This is a genomic window from Microbulbifer sp. ALW1 (genome assembly GCF_009903625.1).
Lineage (GTDB): Bacteria > Pseudomonadota > Gammaproteobacteria > Pseudomonadales > Cellvibrionaceae > Microbulbifer.
In genome coordinates this window covers 3,758,465-3,775,240 of sequence record NZ_CP047569.1, presented here as the reverse complement: position 1 = coordinate 3,775,240, position 16,776 = coordinate 3,758,465, and the positions used below count along the sequence as shown (strand labels likewise).

The 16,776-nt window shown below is 56.5% G+C and carries 10 protein-coding genes and 1 riboswitch; of the genes, 6 read left to right on the top strand and 4 right to left on the bottom strand.

Going from position 1 to position 16,776, the window contains the following annotated elements; genetic code table 11:
* Positions 1–35: 35 nt before the first annotated feature.
* Positions 36–992: an acetyl-CoA carboxylase carboxyltransferase subunit alpha gene (locus tag GRX76_RS15605; protein WP_160154154.1), complete on the top strand. Its 957-nt coding sequence runs from the start codon at positions 36–38 to the stop codon at positions 990–992.
* 157 nt (positions 993–1,149) lie between these two features.
* On the opposite strand, the gene GRX76_RS15600 is transcribed toward GRX76_RS15605, so the two are convergent.
* The 3 genes from GRX76_RS15600 to GRX76_RS15590 are packed head-to-tail and all read right to left on the bottom strand — an operon-like array spanning position 1,150 to position 4,978.
* Positions 1,150–2,511 carry an MBL fold metallo-hydrolase RNA specificity domain-containing protein gene (locus GRX76_RS15600; RefSeq protein WP_160154153.1) on the bottom strand — a complete coding sequence of 454 codons (1,362 nt, stop codon included), beginning with the start codon at positions 2,509–2,511 and terminating at the stop codon, positions 1,150–1,152.
* Positions 2,508–3,440: a ribose-phosphate diphosphokinase gene (locus GRX76_RS15595; RefSeq protein ID WP_160154152.1), complete on the bottom strand. Its 933-nt coding sequence runs from the start codon at positions 3,438–3,440 to the stop codon at positions 2,508–2,510. Before GRX76_RS15595 ends, GRX76_RS15600 begins: the two co-directional genes overlap by 4 nt.
* Positions 3,437–4,978: a thymidine phosphorylase family protein gene (locus tag GRX76_RS15590; RefSeq protein WP_160154151.1), complete on the bottom strand. Its 1,542-nt coding sequence runs from the start codon at positions 4,976–4,978 to the stop codon at positions 3,437–3,439. Before GRX76_RS15590 ends, GRX76_RS15595 begins: the two co-directional genes overlap by 4 nt.
* 478 nt (positions 4,979–5,456) lie before the next feature.
* Here GRX76_RS15590 and GRX76_RS15585 point away from each other — a divergent pair, with 478 nt between their 5' ends.
* Positions 5,457–8,507, top strand: coding sequence for a di-heme oxidoredictase family protein (locus tag GRX76_RS15585; RefSeq protein ID WP_160154150.1), 3,051 nt, complete (start codon positions 5,457–5,459; stop codon positions 8,505–8,507).
* A gap of 127 nt (positions 8,508–8,634) precedes the next feature.
* Positions 8,635–11,142 carry a di-heme oxidoredictase family protein gene (locus GRX76_RS15580; protein ID WP_201276839.1) on the top strand — a complete coding sequence of 836 codons (2,508 nt, stop codon included), beginning with the start codon at positions 8,635–8,637 and terminating at the stop codon, positions 11,140–11,142.
* A 365-nt stretch (positions 11,143–11,507) separates the two neighbouring features.
* Here the strand turns inward: GRX76_RS15580 and GRX76_RS15575 are convergent, their stop codons facing one another.
* On the bottom strand, positions 11,508–11,789 hold the full coding sequence (locus GRX76_RS15575) for a hypothetical protein (RefSeq protein ID WP_160154149.1): 282 nt from the start codon (positions 11,787–11,789) through the stop codon (positions 11,508–11,510).
* A gap of 186 nt (positions 11,790–11,975) precedes the next feature.
* On the opposite strand from GRX76_RS15575, the gene GRX76_RS15570 reads away from it, so the two are divergent.
* The 3 genes from GRX76_RS15570 (at position 11,976) to thiC (ending at position 16,583) form a co-directional block, all read left to right on the top strand.
* Positions 11,976–12,749, top strand: a complete 774-nt coding sequence (locus GRX76_RS15570; protein WP_160154148.1) for a sulfite exporter TauE/SafE family protein — start codon at positions 11,976–11,978, stop codon at positions 12,747–12,749.
* 17 nt (positions 12,750–12,766) lie between these two features.
* Positions 12,767–14,134, top strand: a complete 1,368-nt coding sequence (locus GRX76_RS15565) for an aldehyde dehydrogenase family protein (RefSeq protein ID WP_160154147.1) — start codon at positions 12,767–12,769, stop codon at positions 14,132–14,134.
* Positions 14,135–14,418: 284 nt separating this feature from the next.
* A riboswitch (TPP riboswitch) is annotated at positions 14,419–14,517 on the top strand.
* A 140-nt stretch (positions 14,518–14,657) separates the two neighbouring features.
* Entirely contained in the window at positions 14,658–16,583 is a 1,926-nt protein-coding gene (gene thiC / locus GRX76_RS15560) for a phosphomethylpyrimidine synthase ThiC (protein ID WP_160154146.1), read from the top strand.
* Positions 16,584–16,776 lie beyond the last annotated feature (193 nt).

Sequence of the window (16,776 nt, the reverse complement as noted above, 5' to 3'; positions counted from 1 at the left end):
GGGCGGGCCCACAGAATTATCAAGGCGCGATATAAATGAACTTCAGTTTTCTCGAGTTTGAACAGCCAATTGCGGAACTGGAAAGCAAGATCAAGGAATTGCAGCATGTGGGCGACGACAACGAGCTCAACATCGCTGAAGAGATCACCCGCCTGCGGGAAAAGAGCGAGAAGCTCACTGAATCCATCTACTCCGACCTGTCGCCGTGGCAGATCGTTCAGGTAGCGCGGCATCCGCAACGCCCCTACGCAAAAGATTACATCGAGCGTATCTTCACTGACTGGGATGAGTTGCACGGCGACCGTCACTTTGGCGACGACCAGGCAATCATCGCTGGTATCGGTCGTCTCGAAGGCCGCCCGGTGGCCGTGATCGGCGAAGAGAAGGGTCGTTCCGTTAATGAAAAAGTGAAGCGCAACTTCGGTATGCCCAAGCCCGAGGGCTACCGCAAGGCCCAGCGCATCATGGAAATGGCTGAGCGTTTCAAAATGCCGGTTCTGACGCTGATCGACACTCCCGGGGCCTATCCGGGTATCGACAGTGAAGAGCGCGGCATTTCCGAGGCGATTGCCAAGAACCTGGCAGTGATGTCGCGTCTGCGTACGCCGATCATCTGCACCGTGATCGGTGAAGGTTCTTCCGGTGGCGCACTGGCTATTGGCGTGGGCGATCAGCTGAACATGCTGCAGTACTCCACCTACTTTGTGATTTCCCCGGAAGGTTGCGCCAACATTATCTGGAAAACCGTGGAAAAGGCGCCGCTGGCAGCCGAGGCCATGGGGGTGACTTCCAGCGTGCTGGAAGAGCTGGGTATCGTGGATGAAACGATTCCTGAGCCGCTCGGTGGTGCCCATCGCGACCCGGACCTGATGGCCGCACGTTTGCGGGATCGTCTATCTGAGCAACTGGACAAGCTGACCGCGACACCGCTGGATGATTTGCTGGAGAAGCGTTACCAGCGGTTGATGAGTTACGGCAATGTAACCGGCTGATAATGGCTGCCTGTCGCAATATTGGCACGAGCCCAAAACAACAACGGCAACTTCGGTTGCCGTTGTTGTTTTTACGGTTGTTGTTTCAATTGTTGTTTCTATCGATGTTTCTATCGATGTTTCTATCGTTGTTGTTTCTGCCGTTCCATTGCTGCAATTACAGACGATAAATATTGCGATAGCCGGCAACCGCCACCCGGAACGGTGTATGGTCCTGCAGGTAAAGTCGCAGGCAATCGGCCGCATCCGGTTCGCCGTGTACCAGCATGATCTGCGTATCCGCTTTCAGGTTTGAGCCCAGTAGCCATTCGCCGAGTTCCACATAATCGGCGTGGGCGGACAAGCCCTCGAGCACTTCAACCTGCGCCTTGCAGGGTACATATTCCCCATGGATCTTTACACTGCTTGAGCCGGCCAGCATCCGCGCACCGCGAGTACCGCCTGCCTGATACCCGGTAAACAGCAGCGCCGCCCGATGATCCGGCAATAGTCGTTTCATATGGTGCAAAATACGGCCACCGGTCGCCATACCACTGCCGGCAATGATGATATGGGGATACTGGATATTCTCCAGTGCTTTGGACTGATCAACACTACGGGTGTACTGAATTCCCGCGCACATAAAGGTGCAATTCTCGGCGCTGAGGCGGTGTTGCTCCGGATAGCGCGAGTAGATTTCCGACGCGTCTATGGCCATGGGGCTGTCGAGGATGATCGGAAGTTTGGGGATCTTTTTCTCGCGCATTAACGAAAGCAGCAAAAACTGCAATGTCTGGGCGCGGCCCACCGCAAAGCTGGGAATCAGCAGTACACCACCGCGTGCGACGACCCGGTTCACTATCTCGGCCAGTTGTACTTTGTGATCGATCTGCGGATGGCGGCGATCGCCATAGGTCGACTCCATCAGTAACAGGTCGAGCTCCGGTAGCGGCCTCGGCGGATACATGATCAGGTCATTGGCGCGCCCGACATCACCTGAAAACCCGACACGCTTGCCTTCTGCATCCATGATCGCGCACCCGGCACCCAGGATATGGCCTGCCGGCTGAAAATGTAATTGTGCACTGCCGATATGAAATGGTTGGTCAAAGGCTACGGGCTGAAACAGTTCCAGGCAGCGCTCGGCGGTCTCCCCGGTGTAGAGCGGCTCCGGGTGCGCGTGCTTCCCGAGTTTGTGGCGGTGATAGTAGTGGGCATCTTCTTCCTGAATACGCCCGGCATCCGGCAGCAGGATGGAGCACAGATCCATGGTCGCGTGATGGCAGTACACTGGCCCACGGTATCCCATGGCGTAAAGCCTCGGTATATAACCCGAGTGATCCAGATGGGCGTGGGTGAGCACGATACCGGCGATTCGACGGTAGTCGAACATCGGGGCTTCCCAGTTGCGCTCACGCAGCCATTTGTACCCCTGGAACAGGCCGCAATCCACCAGGAATTCGGTTTTTCCTCGGTCGATCGACACCAGGTGTTTCGACCCGGTAACGGTACCCGCTCCTCCCAGAAATGTGATGTTCATGGTAATTGCCCTCTTGCACTCTGAGGTGTCCCGGCTGGGGGTGTGATCAATTCCTCAATTGCTGGTGCAATCACTGGCGCAAGGTCAATGGCACAATGTTTACCCGGAATGCTGTTGCTTGTGACGAGAAGCTCGGCGCCGGCTCGCAGGATTTTTTGATCGGCGCTTTCGGCAAAAATACCATGCACTGAGGCACAGATTACGCGCGGGGCGCCGGCCATTTTTAACGCTGCCAGAGTTTGCAGGACCGTGTGTCCGCTGGAAATAACATCGTCGACAATAACCGCTGTGTTACAAGCAATACGGCTATCCTTGGGCAGCTCCACACGTACTTCTCGATCGCCGCGGCGTTGCTTTCTACCGATGATAAATGGGGCATTTGTGGCTTCGGCAAGCGCGGCGACCCACTGCCGGCTTTCCTCGTCGGGACCGACCAGTAGAAGAGGGTGATGTTGCCTGTCGAGCCAGCTTTTCAGCGCGGGTGTTCCGGAAAGCGCCCGTGTGGGAATGGAGTAAATTTCATCGAGACTGTGAATGCGATGCAGGTGTGGGTCTACCGTCACAACCCAGTCGACACTGGCAGACAGTGTTTCGGCAAAAATTCGAGAAGTCACCACTTCGCCGGGCAAAAACGCTTTGTCTTGCCGCATATAGCTGAGGTAGGGCGCGACCAGTCCCACGCTTGCGGCGCCCTGAAAGTGCAGCCCCTGTGCAAGGTACAGCAACGGCAGGAACTTATCGTCGGGTCTGCACAGATTGGCCAACAAAATACAGTGCCGCCCGGTTATAGCGGTCAGAATACGGAGGTAGCTCTCGCCATCGGGAAATCTTCGATATTCGATTACTCCGGAGTCCGCGCAAATAGCCTGTCGCAGGGGTGTGTTAAGCGGCAGTCCATTTTCCAGTGTAAACACCAGGGGCGGGCTCATGACTGCCGCTCCTCAGATCCTTTGGTATCTGCGGAGCCGGAAATTTCAAACAGGTCCCGGTTCTGGTGAAAATAATCCCGGGCGTACGTCAGCTCACCCAACGTCGATGCGTACAGGGTGGCGAGAGGCTGCCGCGCCTCGATCCTGTCTCCCACTTTCGCATGCAAACGCAAACCAGCTTCCGGTGAGGAGGGCGCGCCAGCGACCTTTGCCAGATGTGCCAGGCGCCGGTTATCCATACTGTGCAGCAGCCCTGCGCATTCGCTGCGTAATTCCGTGTGATGACTGGCGATCGGTAGTTCGTGGAGTCCCCCCTGGGCCTCGCAAATGGCACGGAACTGTGTCCAGGCTTGCCCTGAGCGGAGAATCTCTCGCGCCTGTTGCATGGCTTCTGCTTCATCGGCACCGGTTGCCATCGATAATAGCTGCCCCGCGAGATACACCGCACGGTTTTCGAGATCCGGCGGGGCGTTACGTGCATTGCGCAGCACGCTCAAAACATCCCGGGCTTCTTCCGCTGGACCAATACCGTTTCCAATGGGCTGGGTGCCGTCGGTCATCACGCATCTCACCGTCAAACCGAGTGCCTCAGCGACACTCTGGAAGAGCTCCGCCAAAACGTTGGCCTGATCCTGACTGCGCACCTTTGCTGTTTTACCGACCGGCATATCGATCAGGATATGGGTGGAGCCGGCGGCCATTTTCTTGGACAGAACCGAGGCGACAAGTTGGCCTTCGCTATCGAGATCCAGCGCGCGCTCGATACGGATCAGAAAATCATCCGTCGGGCTGAGGCCCATCTCGCCACCGGCGATCAGGCAGGCGCCGGTGCGCGTGATGACGCTGCGCAATTGGTTCAGTGGAAGGTCAACGTTGGTCAGTACCGCCATGGTATCGGCGGTGCCCGCGGGCGATGTGATGGCGCGGGAGGACGTTTTCGGAATGATCAGCCCGGCAGCGCTGACAATGGATACCACAATCGGCGTGGTGCGATTTCCCGGCAGTCCGCCGATACAGTGTTTGTCGAAGACTCGTTCGTGCTCGGGCCAGTGCAGCTGGTTGCCCACTTGTGCCATGGCTCGGGTCAGCGCAGTTGTTTCCGAGGCGGTGAGACGGCCGCCGGCGCAAGCGGAAATAAATCCGGCGATTTCAATGTCGGAATACAGACGCAGGTTGATGTCGCGAATAATGCTGTTGATTTCGTCCGCTTCCAGCGAATGACCATAGATTTTTTTGCGCAGCGCACTCAACGAATGAACCTGGGGGACATGGCCTACCGTTACCGATTGCCCGTGTGTCAGTGACAGGAATGCCCAGGCGCTGTCGGAAAAACCAATGCTACCGTGGGGCAGGATTTCTTCCGCCACCGTGTTGAGCGTGGCGATCAGAGTGTGGGAGTTGGCGTTGATCTGCAGTCGCGTATTGGCGGTATAGCCCTCTGCGCGACAGATGGCGCAGTCGGCCCGCATATAAACCAGTGGTTCCTGGTGGGTATCTATCCCCATTTTGTAGGCGTAAAGCGGCATGGCCCGAGACATGGCGTCTTCCTGGAAACATCATACGGGGCTGCCTGGCCGAACAGACGGAGCGTCCTGTGACCCCACCGATATCCGTCATTTGGTCATATCAGCCCTCTATTTAATTCAAGTTCGCTTATGTGATGGCTGCAAGTTAATGTGATCTTTGCGGGTGGCTTACGGAATCCCTGGCGATAGCGCGTTAATAGACTCCATATACTGTAAGTTGCCATCAACCCTTCAAATAACGCTTCCCACTTTTGCCTTCGTGGTGAAGTGAGCAGGATTTACGGCCTGTATTTCTACTGTCTTATGTGCGTCAGGTCCGAATCTGGCGGGTAAATACTTCTTTCTCTCCCGATTCCCGATGATTTCAACATGGGATATCCCTCTCAATCCGAAGCGCATTAATTTATTCCCGCAGTTTCCCGGGCGAACGAAGTCGCCGGACATGACTGATGAAATATAAAAATAATCAGCGATAAACAGGAAATGCGTGATGAGGAAAATCAAAACTACGCGACACCTTCAGGGTGCCCTCGCGGGGCGGCTTGTGGCTGTTGCTTCTCTCTGTTCCATCTTTTCGTGGCCAGTCCTGGCTGCGGAGATTCTCACTTTAAACAAAGCCGCTTCGGCGACTAGCGAAATTCAGTCGGCATCATTGGCCTTTGATGGAAACCAGAATACCCGCTGGGAAAGCGCACACCAGGTGGACCCGAGTAGCCTGACCGTGGACCTCGCGGATACCTTCCAACTGGAGAGCGCAACCATTTATTGGGAGGCGGCGAATGCTTCGAATTACACCATCGAAGGCAGCACCAATGGCGTGAACTGGAACCAGATAGCAAGCTTTACCGGTGGTGTATTCGGCAACCGGACGGATGTTCTACCGTTGACAGGTAACTACCGCTATGTGCGCATGAATGCCTTACAGCGCAGTGCAGAAAATGCCTGGGGCTATTCGATCTGGGAAATGGAAGTGGAGGGTACGGCGATTGTTGATGCCCCAGCCGATGACAATATCGCGCTGCTCGGGAGTGCCAGTGCCAGTTCAGGGGATGCGTCCCAAGCGATCGATGGTAACGGCGGGACACGCTGGGAGAGTGATCACGCTGTCGACCCTTCCTGGATCGCGGTAGATCTGGGCGATAGCTACCCACTGTCTCAGGTGGTGTTGGATTGGGAAGCGGCAAATGCCAAGCGCTATGATATACAGGGTTCCGTGGACGGGGCCAACTGGGACACGCTGCAAACCATTAGCGATGGCGAGTTTGGCAGTCGTACCGATGCGTTGGTAGTCAGTGGTAACTACCGCTATGTGAGGATGTACGGCGCCGAGCGCAGCGATGGCAATGACTGGGGCTATTCGATTTGGGAATTCCAGGTCTTTGCGCACGCGGGTGATATCGATCCGCCACCGGAGGTTGATCTGCCCTCAAATCTGCCGCCTCCAGACTTTTCAAACCTCACTTATAACACCCTGTACGACACGGTCTACACACCGGAAAGTTCACAGGAATGGCGTGTCGAAGCGGACGGCACCATCGTGACCCTGGCCAGCGGACGCGCGCGCTCACGACACGAATCGGAAGATATTTTCTATACCTTCCCCACCCATTATTTTGAACACCGCACCTTCGAGATCGAGATTCACGATCACACCCCGGCCGGTGAGAACCTGGTGGAGGTTTTTTACCACCCCGAGTACGCGAACTATGTGCCGCCCGGGTGCCGCTCCTCCTACAGCAATGAGTGGCGTGCAGACTTCAACAACAATGCCGGCATGGATGAAAAACTGCAGCAAGCGGCGGCAGACGGGACCGGTGAACGCTGGGTTTGCCGCATCCAGCGGGATGCGCACATCGGTGACGACGGTGTCATGCGGGTGGGCGAGTGGATGGAGTTTGAGCTGCAACAGTTTCTGGGACGCTTTGAGGGTGACCCGAACGTGCGTGGGCAGGCCGTGTACTACACCGATACCTATCGGATAAAGCTCGGTCAGCCGGGCCTGTTCATTGTGAACGATGAAGTACTGGATGCACAGCTTCGCAGTGGGGGACGGGCGTCGGCGCCTTATGTTCGAGCGGGCGATGCGGTACCCGCGGCGGAAGTCATTAGCGTGAATACCGACAATACCGTCACTTACAAGGTGGCCGCTAATGGCAAGTGGACGCAAAAGGCCAATCCTTCTGGCGAGCTAGTGACCTTCCCCATTCTCGATGGCATCGATGTGTACGATAACTATGTCGTGGACAGCGGCGTAGCGGACTGGACAACGTATATGCGGGAGGGGCTGAATACCCAGTGGGATACGCACAATGTATTTATGCAGGGACGCCGGGTATTTCATACGCGTTTTGACAGCGGCGTTCACGAGGAAGCGGGCAATCCCGATTTCCCCGAACTGGCGAACCTGGCAGATGGACTGCTGGTGAAAAACTCCTGCTTCGGTTGCCACATCAATAACGGTCGCGGCATTGCCCCCCAAAATAATCAACCGCTGGATACTCTGGTGACCAAAATCGGTAACGGTTATTTCGATGAATTGGGCAAACCTGAAGCGCACAGCTACTTTGGCAGTGCCCTACAGGGAACGTCGCTGAACCCGGCCATTCCCGCGGAGGCGAACGTTGTCGTCAACTACTCCACAAAAAACGGTACCTTTAACGATGGCACTGCGTACACCCTGCAGGAGCCTCATTACACCGTCGCAGTGAGTGACGCCGCCGGCGGCACTGTGCCATTTCTTTCACCGCGCATGCCGCAAAGCATTACCGGTCTGGGCCTATTGGAAGCGGTGCCGGAAAGTGAAATTCTGGCCTGGCAGGACCCGGATGACGCAAACGGTGATGGTATTTCCGGTCGCGCAAATATTGTGGATTCCCCGTCCGCCGGTGAGCGACAGATAGGTCGCTTTGGCTGGAAAGCGACCTCCTCAAGCCTGCTGGATTTCACCGCGGAAGCACTCAGCGCCGATATTGGTGTTACCACATCTGTACTGCCAAGCCCCGCCTGTGGTGCCCAGCAAACTGCATGCCAGCAAAACGCCGGGCAGGGGGTGGAACTGAGTGATCTGCTCTTGCAGGAAATGGTTGTGTATCTGCAGGCACTGGGCGCGCCGTCCCGTCGTCCCGATGAAGTGAATCAGCCAGCCGTTATCGCCGGCCAGCAGCACTTCAGCAGCTTGGGTTGTGCAGCATGTCATCGACCTTCCATGGACACCGGTTACCGCCATGATCTTCCTGAATTGCGCGGCAATACCATACGTCCCTACACCGATTTACTGCTGCACGACATGGGCGAGGAGCTGGCTGACAGTCTGACCGCGTCGCCGGAGCTCAATCGCGAATGGCGCACGCCGCCACTTTGGGGGCTCGGCATGCTGGAGGCGGTCAGCGGACACACAAATCTATTGCACGACGGTCGGGCGCGCACCATTGAGGAGGCAATTCTCTGGCACGGTGGGGAGGCCGCAAACAGTCAGGCGGGTTATCGAGCACTTGCGGCCGGACAGCGAGCCGAACTGATTGCGTTTTTGCGCTCGCTGTAAATCTCAAAAGCGCGCATCAACCAGGGAGCAGTGGGTGCCTTGCACATTGGGCAACGAATCCGAAGTTCTGCTCCCAACACTGAAACATCTACTAAATAAAAATAATCAGCGATAAATCAGGAAATGCATGATGAGGAAAATCAATAACACGCGACGCCTGCAAGGTGTCCTCGCGGGGCGGCTTGTGGCTGTTGCCGCACTACTTTCCACTTCTACATGGCCCGCTCTGGCTGCGGAAAACCTGGCTTTGAATAAACCGGTGTTGGCGAGTACCCAGTTGCGTCCGGCGGCGGACGCGGTGGATGGAAGTGGTTACAGCCGCTGGGAATCCGAACATGGCGTGACACCCAGCTGGCTCAGTATTGATCTCGGGGCTTCCACGGAGCTCGGCAAGATCGAACTGGACTGGGAGGCGGCAAACCCGAAACGATTTGAGGTGCAGGGTTCAAATGATGGCAATCAGTGGACAACGCTGGCGTCAAAAAATGATGGCGTTTTCGGTAACCGCACCGATGTGCTGGATCTGTCCGGCAGCTACCGGCATCTGCGGGTAATGGCACTTGAGCCGAGTGAGGGTAACGCCTGGGGGTATTCGCTGTTTGAGGTCCGGGTTGAGGGCGAGGGCGGTGAGCCCACCGGGCCTGTGGCCTATGTGCCGTTGTTTCCGGAAGGGATTGAGGTACTGGAGCAGATTCAGTACACCGAGCCCGATGGCACCCTGGTAACCCTGATGGGCGCGCGACCGACCGAGCGTCACGCACGTGAGCGCGGAGAGCCCTGGGATTGGGAAGATGTACAGCCTGGTCGATACCTGACATTCCCGCCGTTCTATTTTCAGAACCGCACCTTTGGCCTGGAGATCCGCGACAACGTGGCTGCGGGTGGCAACAAGGTGCAATTCTACATGCACGTGAATGCCGGCTCGTTCTACGGTACCACCTTCAGCCTGTTCCGCAATGTGCTGGACCCGACGGTGACGGAGTTCGGCTGGTCACTGAACTACGGTTTCAACAACCCCAATGAAGGTGGCCAGCCGCTGTGCCATGCGGGGGTGCCGGATTGCTTTATGGAAGTGGATTCCAACTGGCGAACCGATCCGCACAGCCCGTTGCAGGTTGGCGACAAAATTGAGCTGGCGCCAGCGCCGCGATTGCAGACACCGGTGATTGATGGCGGTGGTGAGCGTTATTACTCGTTTGAGCAATTGTATGTGGTTGGTGTCGGGGTGCGTCCCTGGTACGGCATTCACCCAAACCTCGACTCGGAACCGCTGCCACAGGAAACCCTGCTGGGTGGCGATACCAGTATTTCCTATAACTATTCCGAGGAGCCGATGCGGATGTTCCAGCAGATGGCGAATAATATCGGGATTCAAAACACCCAGCGCTTTGTCGAGGGCCGCAGGCTGTTCCACACATCATTCGACGATGGTGTTCACTCGGAATTTCCCAACGAAAACCCGGTATTTTCCGCACACAGTAATCAGTTAGGTCCACGTTTTAATGCGGAGCGCTGTATCGGCTGTCATATCCAGAATGGTCGCAGTGCGACGGTGGCCGTAGGCGAGACACTGGATACCCTTTCGGTGCTGACCGGTGACAGTAATAGCAACCCCCATCCGGTGTACGGTTTCAATATCCAGCAGCAGGTGCAGGATAGCGGCGCGACGGATTACTCGGTGCGCATTCAATCGATGCAGACCCAGTACCGGACGCTGAACGATGGCACCCAGGTGGAACTACAAAAACCACTGTATCAGTTTGCGGGTGCAGTGCCGGATACCTTTTCCGTGCGCCAGGCGCCGCAGGTAATTGGCCTTGGGTTACTGGAGGCAATTGATGAGGCTGACATACTGGCCAATGCAGATCCAGAGGACAGCAATGGCGATGGTATCCGCGGCCGCGCGAATTTTGTGACGGATCCGGAAACCGGGCAAACCCGCCTCGGGCGCTTGGGTTGGAAGGCGGCAAAGGCGGGGTTGCGGCATCAGGTTGCGGAAGCACTGGTGCAGGATATGGGGATCACTTCACCGGTATATCCACTGCGGGACTGCCAGAAGAGTGATGACAACTGCCATGTAGCGGGTGTCTCGACGCATGTCTCGGAAACCGAACTGACGCGTCTGCATCAGTATCTGGCGTTGCTGGGCGTTCCTGCCCAGCGCAGTCTGCGCAGTGGCTATCCTGCGGGTATCCGCGTGTCGCCGGAGCACGAACTGAATCCACAGGAAATTACTTTGGGTGAACAGAAGTTTGGTGACGCGGGCTGCACCGGTTGTCACAAGGCTTCGTTCACGACTTCGGACCGGCACCCGCTGGCGGAACTGCGCAATCAACAGATCAAGCCGTATACCGATCTGCTGTTGCATGATATGGGGCCGGATCTTGCCGACTCTCTTGTGCAAGGGGAGGCTGCCGGTAACTTGTGGCGGACGGCGCCGCTGTGGGGATTGGGCAGTCTCAAGTATGTTCAAAATGGCGAGGAGAATGTGCGTTACCTCCACGATGGACGGGCACGCACGCTGGATGAGGCGATTCTCTGGCATGGCGGTGAAGCCACTCAGAGTCGATTGAATTATGAATCGATGAGTGCTGGTGACCGCAATGCCGTAAAAGCTTTTTTGAACTCGCTTTGATCTGTCAGAGTTCTTAGCTCCGAATCATCGAGCTTTTTAAACTCTCCTGTGGCGGAAGTGCACCGGGTATCCGTTTTCGAAACCGCTGTGAATACATCCCTGTACGCTGCGTCGGCGACGTCCCTGTCGCCGACGCTTTCGAAAACGGATCCCCGGCACACTACCTTCAGTCGAACCTATTGGGCTTCGTATGAAGGTTATTTCGTCGGAGTGCAAGGGGTAAGTTGGAAGGGCGAGTACCGGGAGTGGCTTTTCAGGAGCGTCGCAAACAGGATGTTTGCGCCGCAGCGCCCAGGGATGGGTTCACAGCGGTCCTGAAAAGCCACTCCCGGTGCTTGGCCGCCACAGAAGGGATTCAGTGCGTTTTACTGGGTATGATCCGAAGTAATTAACCCATTCGCCGCAATTGCCTTGTGAATACGGGTGCACGTCTTGGCGAACCTGGAGACTTCACCAAGAGTCGGTTTCTCATCCGCATCCAGGCGGCTTTCCCATTCCTCGATCTCCTGATCCAGATACTCCAACAACTTCTTCGCGCAGCCCTGGCAAGGGCCCGCACATAGCTCGGCTGCCGGCATGGTGAAGGGCAGGGTGGTGCGGACTTCCGAGATGATCTCGCGCATGGCGGTACTGGTATCGGGCTTCATGGCTCCAGTTTAGGGTAGCCAGAACAACGCCCTAATTCGCTGATTATGTCCCTAAATGACCAGCTGCAGGCCCGTGACTACTGGGTTTAAGCCTGTCATATGGGTAGACTGGCCATCGCTCAAAAACCGTTCGAACGAATACGTTCGCATTAATATCAGTCACTGTTCAAAGCGTGGGGGTAGTCCTTGGCGGAGCTGGGTTCGCTGTTAAGCCTGATGCCAGACCAGAGCCCCGGCCTTGCCCTTGGGCTGTTACTTGCTGTCTGCGTGGTCAGCGCGTTTATCTCCGCGGTGACCGGCGGCGCGGGCGGCATTTTGATGTTTGCCGCATTGAACGTGGTTATTCCGTTGCGTGCCCTGGTGCCGATTCACGGCGCCGTGCAGCTGCTGAATAATCTCGCGCGCGTTGCCTACGTGCGCGAACATATCCGCTGGGAGCAATGCATACCGTTCTTTATTGGTTGCACCCTGGGCTCCGCTGCTATGACCCTGGGGCTAGCCAATCTCGACTGGAAACAGCTGCCGTTGGTGTTGCTGGCAGTGCTGATTTTCTACACCGTTTTCAAACCGAAAAAACTGCCGGAAATCCGACTGAAGCCGCGCAATTTTTTCTGGGTGGGCATCGCTACCGGTACATTGGGTATTGTCGCCGGTGCGGTAGATCCGCTGCTGGCCGCTTTCTTTGTGCGCAAGGATATGACGCCCAAAGAGATTGTGGCGAACAAATCCGTGATGCAGGCCTGGTGCCACGCACTCAAGGTGCCTGCGTTTATTTATCTGGGATTTGCCTTTTCCGATCATCTGGGGCTGATCCTGCTACTCACCATAGCTGCGGTAATTGGTACCCGCATCGGTATTGCACTATTGAACCGGATCAACAGCGAAGTTTTTTTCAACTTAATGCGCGCGGCACTCGTGATTGCCGGGGCGCGTATTGTTTACCAGTTGTTTGTAGCATAAGAATTTAGGTATATACGATGGCCGATTATCAGATTATTAACCCCTACAACGGCGAGCAGATCGAAGCCTACGACTTCCACACCAAAGAACAAGTAGAGCAGGCGATCCAAACCCTGGTGGCCGGCCGCCAAACCCAGCTGGCCACCCCCGCATTTGAGCGCTCGAATATCCTGATGAAACTTGCCCAGCTAATGCTGGAACGCAAGGAAGACCTGGCCCGTTTGATTTGTGAAGAAACCGGCAAAACCATCAGTGACAGCCGAATCGAAATCGACCGCGCCTACAACACCGCCCTGTCCAGCGCCATGGAAGCCCGTAATATCAACGGCGAAGCCCTCGACTCCGACGCCTTCCCGCCCATGCGCGAAAAAATCGGCGTGGTACTGTGGAAGCCGCTGGGCACCGTGCTGTGCATCACGCCGTTCAACTTCCCGATCAACATCGCAGTACACAAAATCGGCCCCGCCTTTGCCGCAGGCAACACCATCCTGTTCAAACCCGGCCCGCAGAACAAACGTTCCGCGGAGCTGCTGGTAGAACTCTGCTACGCCGCCGGCATGGACAAATCCGTACTGCAAATGCTGATCCCGGATATCGAAGCCACCAGCTACGCGGTGTCCCACCGGGAAATCCAGGCGATCAACTTCACCGGTGGCACCGCCGCCGCCAACGCCATCGCGAAGAACGCCGGCTACAAAAAAATGCTGTTCGAACTCGGCGGCAACGACCCGCTCATCGTCATGCCCGACGCCGACCTCGATGCGGCGGTAAACGCCACCATCAACCAACGCTTTGCCACTGCCGGTCAACGCTGCACCGCCGCCAAACGTTTGTTTGTCCACAGCGAAGTGTTCGATGCTTTCGCCGAAAAACTCGTCACCGCCACCGCCAACCTAAACGTCGGCGACCCCGCTCTTGACGACACCTTCGTCGGCCCCCTGATCCACACCGCCGCTGCCGATGAAGTGGCAGGACGCATCGAATCTGCCGTACAGCGCGGTGCAAATGTTTTGTTTGGTCACAAGCGCGAAGGCAATATCCTCTGGCCAACCATCCTCGACAACGTCGCCGACGACGCCGAACTGGTTGCGGAAGAAACCTTTGGTCCGGTTGTTCCGCTGCGCAAGTTCGATGACGAAGCAGAACTGGTTTCCTTGATCAATAGTTCACCCTTCGGCCTGCAAGCCGGCGTATTCACCCAAAACCTCGCCTTGGCAAAACGTCTATACAACCAACTGGACGTAGGCCTTCTCGCCGTCAACGACGGCCCGGGCTTCCGCGCTGAACATTTCCCCTTCGGCGGTGTAAAAGAAAGCGGCGTAGGCAGAGAAGGCGTGAGCTACGCCATCCGAGAAATGAGCTATCAAAAGACGCTGGTGATCTAACCACTACGAAGCCAGATGGTGAAATCGAAGTCAGAAGTGTGAATCGAAGGCCGGGCGCTGGGTAGTAGCTTTCAGGAGCGTCGGCGACATGGACGTCGCCGACGCAGCGTACAGGGACGTATTCACAGCGGTCCTGAAAGCTACTACCCAGTGACCGGGCGCCACTAGAAGTGCTACGAAGTACAACGGACCTTCAAGCCGCGAAAAACCCAATACGGGGCGCAGAACCACACCTCAAATTCCCAAAGACTTGTCCTTCCGGTCAAATTACCACTATACTCGGCCCCAACTTGTCGGAGTGCCTTTGGGCTGAGATCGCTGTTGCGAGATCCGTTGAACCTGATCGGGGTAACCCCCGCGTAGGGAACAAGATCTGAATTCGCTACTTTTCGTACGCATGTTTGAATCCAGATTTAAATTTGATTTTAAATCTGCGCGTCCGAAACCCGCTCTCCCATCTGCCCCCCGGCATCCACTCACGGATACCATCCATGGAACGTCAGAAATGACGCAAGGGGTCAGCATGTCTCAAGTCGCCGAACCAAAAACCAACACTAATAAAACAAATAAGAAGAGCCGCGCCGAACAGCAGGAAAGTGCCAAAAAATTCCTCGATAACCTCACCGCCCAACAATTCCCCAACTCCCGCAAAGTCTATCTGCAAGGGGAGCACAAAGGCGTCAAGGTCGGCGTTCGCGAAATCTGCCTGGGCCAAAGCCTCGTCGGCGGCGACGAACAAAACCCCGTATTTGAGCCCAATGAACCGTTGCAGGTCTACGACACCGCCGGCCCATACTCCGACCCAGATTACAAACCCAACGTCCGTGAAGGCCTGCCGAAACTGCGCCAGCAATGGATCGAAGCCCGCGACGACACCGAAATACTCGACACCCGCCAGGCCGCCTACAGCCAGAAACGCATGGCCGACCAGGGCCTCGACCATATCCGCTTCGATAACCTGCCCGCACCGCGCAAAGCCAAGCCCGGCAAGAACGTCACCCAGATGCACTACGCGCGCCAGGGCATCATCACCCCGGAGATGGAATTTATCGCCATCCGCGAAAACATGGGTCGCGCGAAAATCGCTGAGGAGCTGACGACAACGGACTATCAGAAAGCTCGCGAAGGCATCTACATTCCGCCACAAATCACCCCGGAATTCGTCCGCCGCGAAGTCGCCGAAGGCCGTGCCATTATCCCCGCGAACATCAATCACACAGAACTGGAACCGATGATCATCGGCCGCAACTTCCTGTGTAAAGTGAACTCCAACATCGGCAACTCCGCGATCACCTCCTCTATCGAAGAAGAAGTGGAAAAACTCGTCTGGTCCATCAAATGGGGCGGCGACACCGTAATGGATCTTTCCACCGGCCAGAACATCCACGAAACCCGCGAATGGATCCTGCGTAACTCACCGGTCCCCATCGGCACCGTACCGATCTACCAGGCCCTGGAAAAAGTCGACGGCATTGCCGAAGACCTCAACTGGGACGTATTCCGCGATACCTTGATTGAACAGGCAGAGCAGGGCGTCGACTACTTCACCATCCACGCCGGCGTATTGCTGCGCTACGTACCTCTCACCGCCAAACGCGTCACCGGCATCGTCTCGCGCGGTGGCTCCATCATGGCCAAATGGTGCCTCGCCCACCACAAAGAAAACTTCCTCTACACCCACTTCGAGGATATTTGTGAAATCCTGAAAGCCTACGACGTCAGCTTCTCATTGGGCGACGGCCTGCGCCCTGGCTGTATCGCCGACGCCAACGACGAAGCCCAGTTCGGCGAACTGCACACCCTCGGCGAACTCACCGAAATTGCCTGGAAACACGACGTCCAAACCATGATCGAAGGCCCCGGCCACGTGCCCATGCACAAGATCAAACAAAACATGGACGAACAGCTGGAGCACTGCCACGGCGCCCCCTTCTATACCCTCGGCCCCCTGACCACCGACATAGCTCCAGGCTACGACCACATTACCTCCGGCATCGGCGCCGCCATGATCGGCAGCATGGGCTGCGCCATGCTCTGCTACGTAACCCCCAAAGAGCACCTCGGCCTGCCCAACAAAGAAGACGTAAAAGAAGGCCTAATGGCCTACAAAATCGCCGCCCACGCCGCCGACCTCGCCAAAGGCCACCCCCGCGCCTACAAACGCGACGACGCCCTCTCCAAAGCCCGCTTCGAATTCCGCTGGGAAGACCAATTCAACCTCGGCCTCGACCCCGAACGCGCGCGCATGTACCACGATGAAACCCTGCCAAAAGAATCCGGCAAGGTCGCCCACTTCTGCTCCATGTGTGGCCCGAAATTCTGTTCAATGAAAATTACCCAAGACGTCCGTGACTACGCGGCAAAGCAGGAAGCAGAAGCCAGCAAGGGCATGGAAGAAATGTCCATAAAATTTATGGATATGGGCTCCGAGATCTACCACAAGGGTTGATTTCGGGCGATAGAAAGCACAGAGCTAAAAGCGAAGGCAGCGATGCGGGTAAGCCTTTGCCAGACCTTCTGCGAGAGGGACCTCGCAGAAGAGCCCCCATGGATGGGTTAAGGGGGGGCGCCTAGCCCGTGTCTGGCAAAGGCTTACCCGTAGCGCTGCCGCCCCTAAGCTATCCGACTGAGTACCACGGACC

Excerpts from the sequence above, each read along its gene's own strand:
- GRX76_RS15595 (WP_160154152.1), bottom strand. The coding sequence starts at position 3,440 with ATGAGCCCGCCCCTGGTGTTTACACTGGAAAATGGACTGCCGCTTAAC.
- GRX76_RS15565 (WP_160154147.1), top strand. The coding sequence starts at position 12,767 with ATGGCCGATTATCAGATTATTAACCCCTACAACGGCGAGCAGATCGAA.
- GRX76_RS15580 (WP_201276839.1), top strand. The coding sequence starts at position 8,635 with ATGATGAGGAAAATCAATAACACGCGACGCCTGCAAGGTGTCCTCGCG.
- GRX76_RS15575 (WP_160154149.1), bottom strand. The coding sequence starts at position 11,789 with ATGAAGCCCGATACCAGTACCGCCATGCGCGAGATCATCTCGGAAGTC.
- GRX76_RS15585 (WP_160154150.1), top strand. The coding sequence starts at position 5,457 with ATGAGGAAAATCAAAACTACGCGACACCTTCAGGGTGCCCTCGCGGGG.
- GRX76_RS15605 (WP_160154154.1), top strand. The coding sequence starts at position 36 with ATGAACTTCAGTTTTCTCGAGTTTGAACAGCCAATTGCGGAACTGGAA.
- GRX76_RS15590 (WP_160154151.1), bottom strand. The coding sequence starts at position 4,978 with ATGTCTCGGGCCATGCCGCTTTACGCCTACAAAATGGGGATAGATACC.
- thiC (WP_160154146.1), top strand. The coding sequence starts at position 14,658 with ATGTCTCAAGTCGCCGAACCAAAAACCAACACTAATAAAACAAATAAG.
- GRX76_RS15600 (WP_160154153.1), bottom strand. The coding sequence starts at position 2,511 with ATGAACATCACATTTCTGGGAGGAGCGGGTACCGTTACCGGGTCGAAA.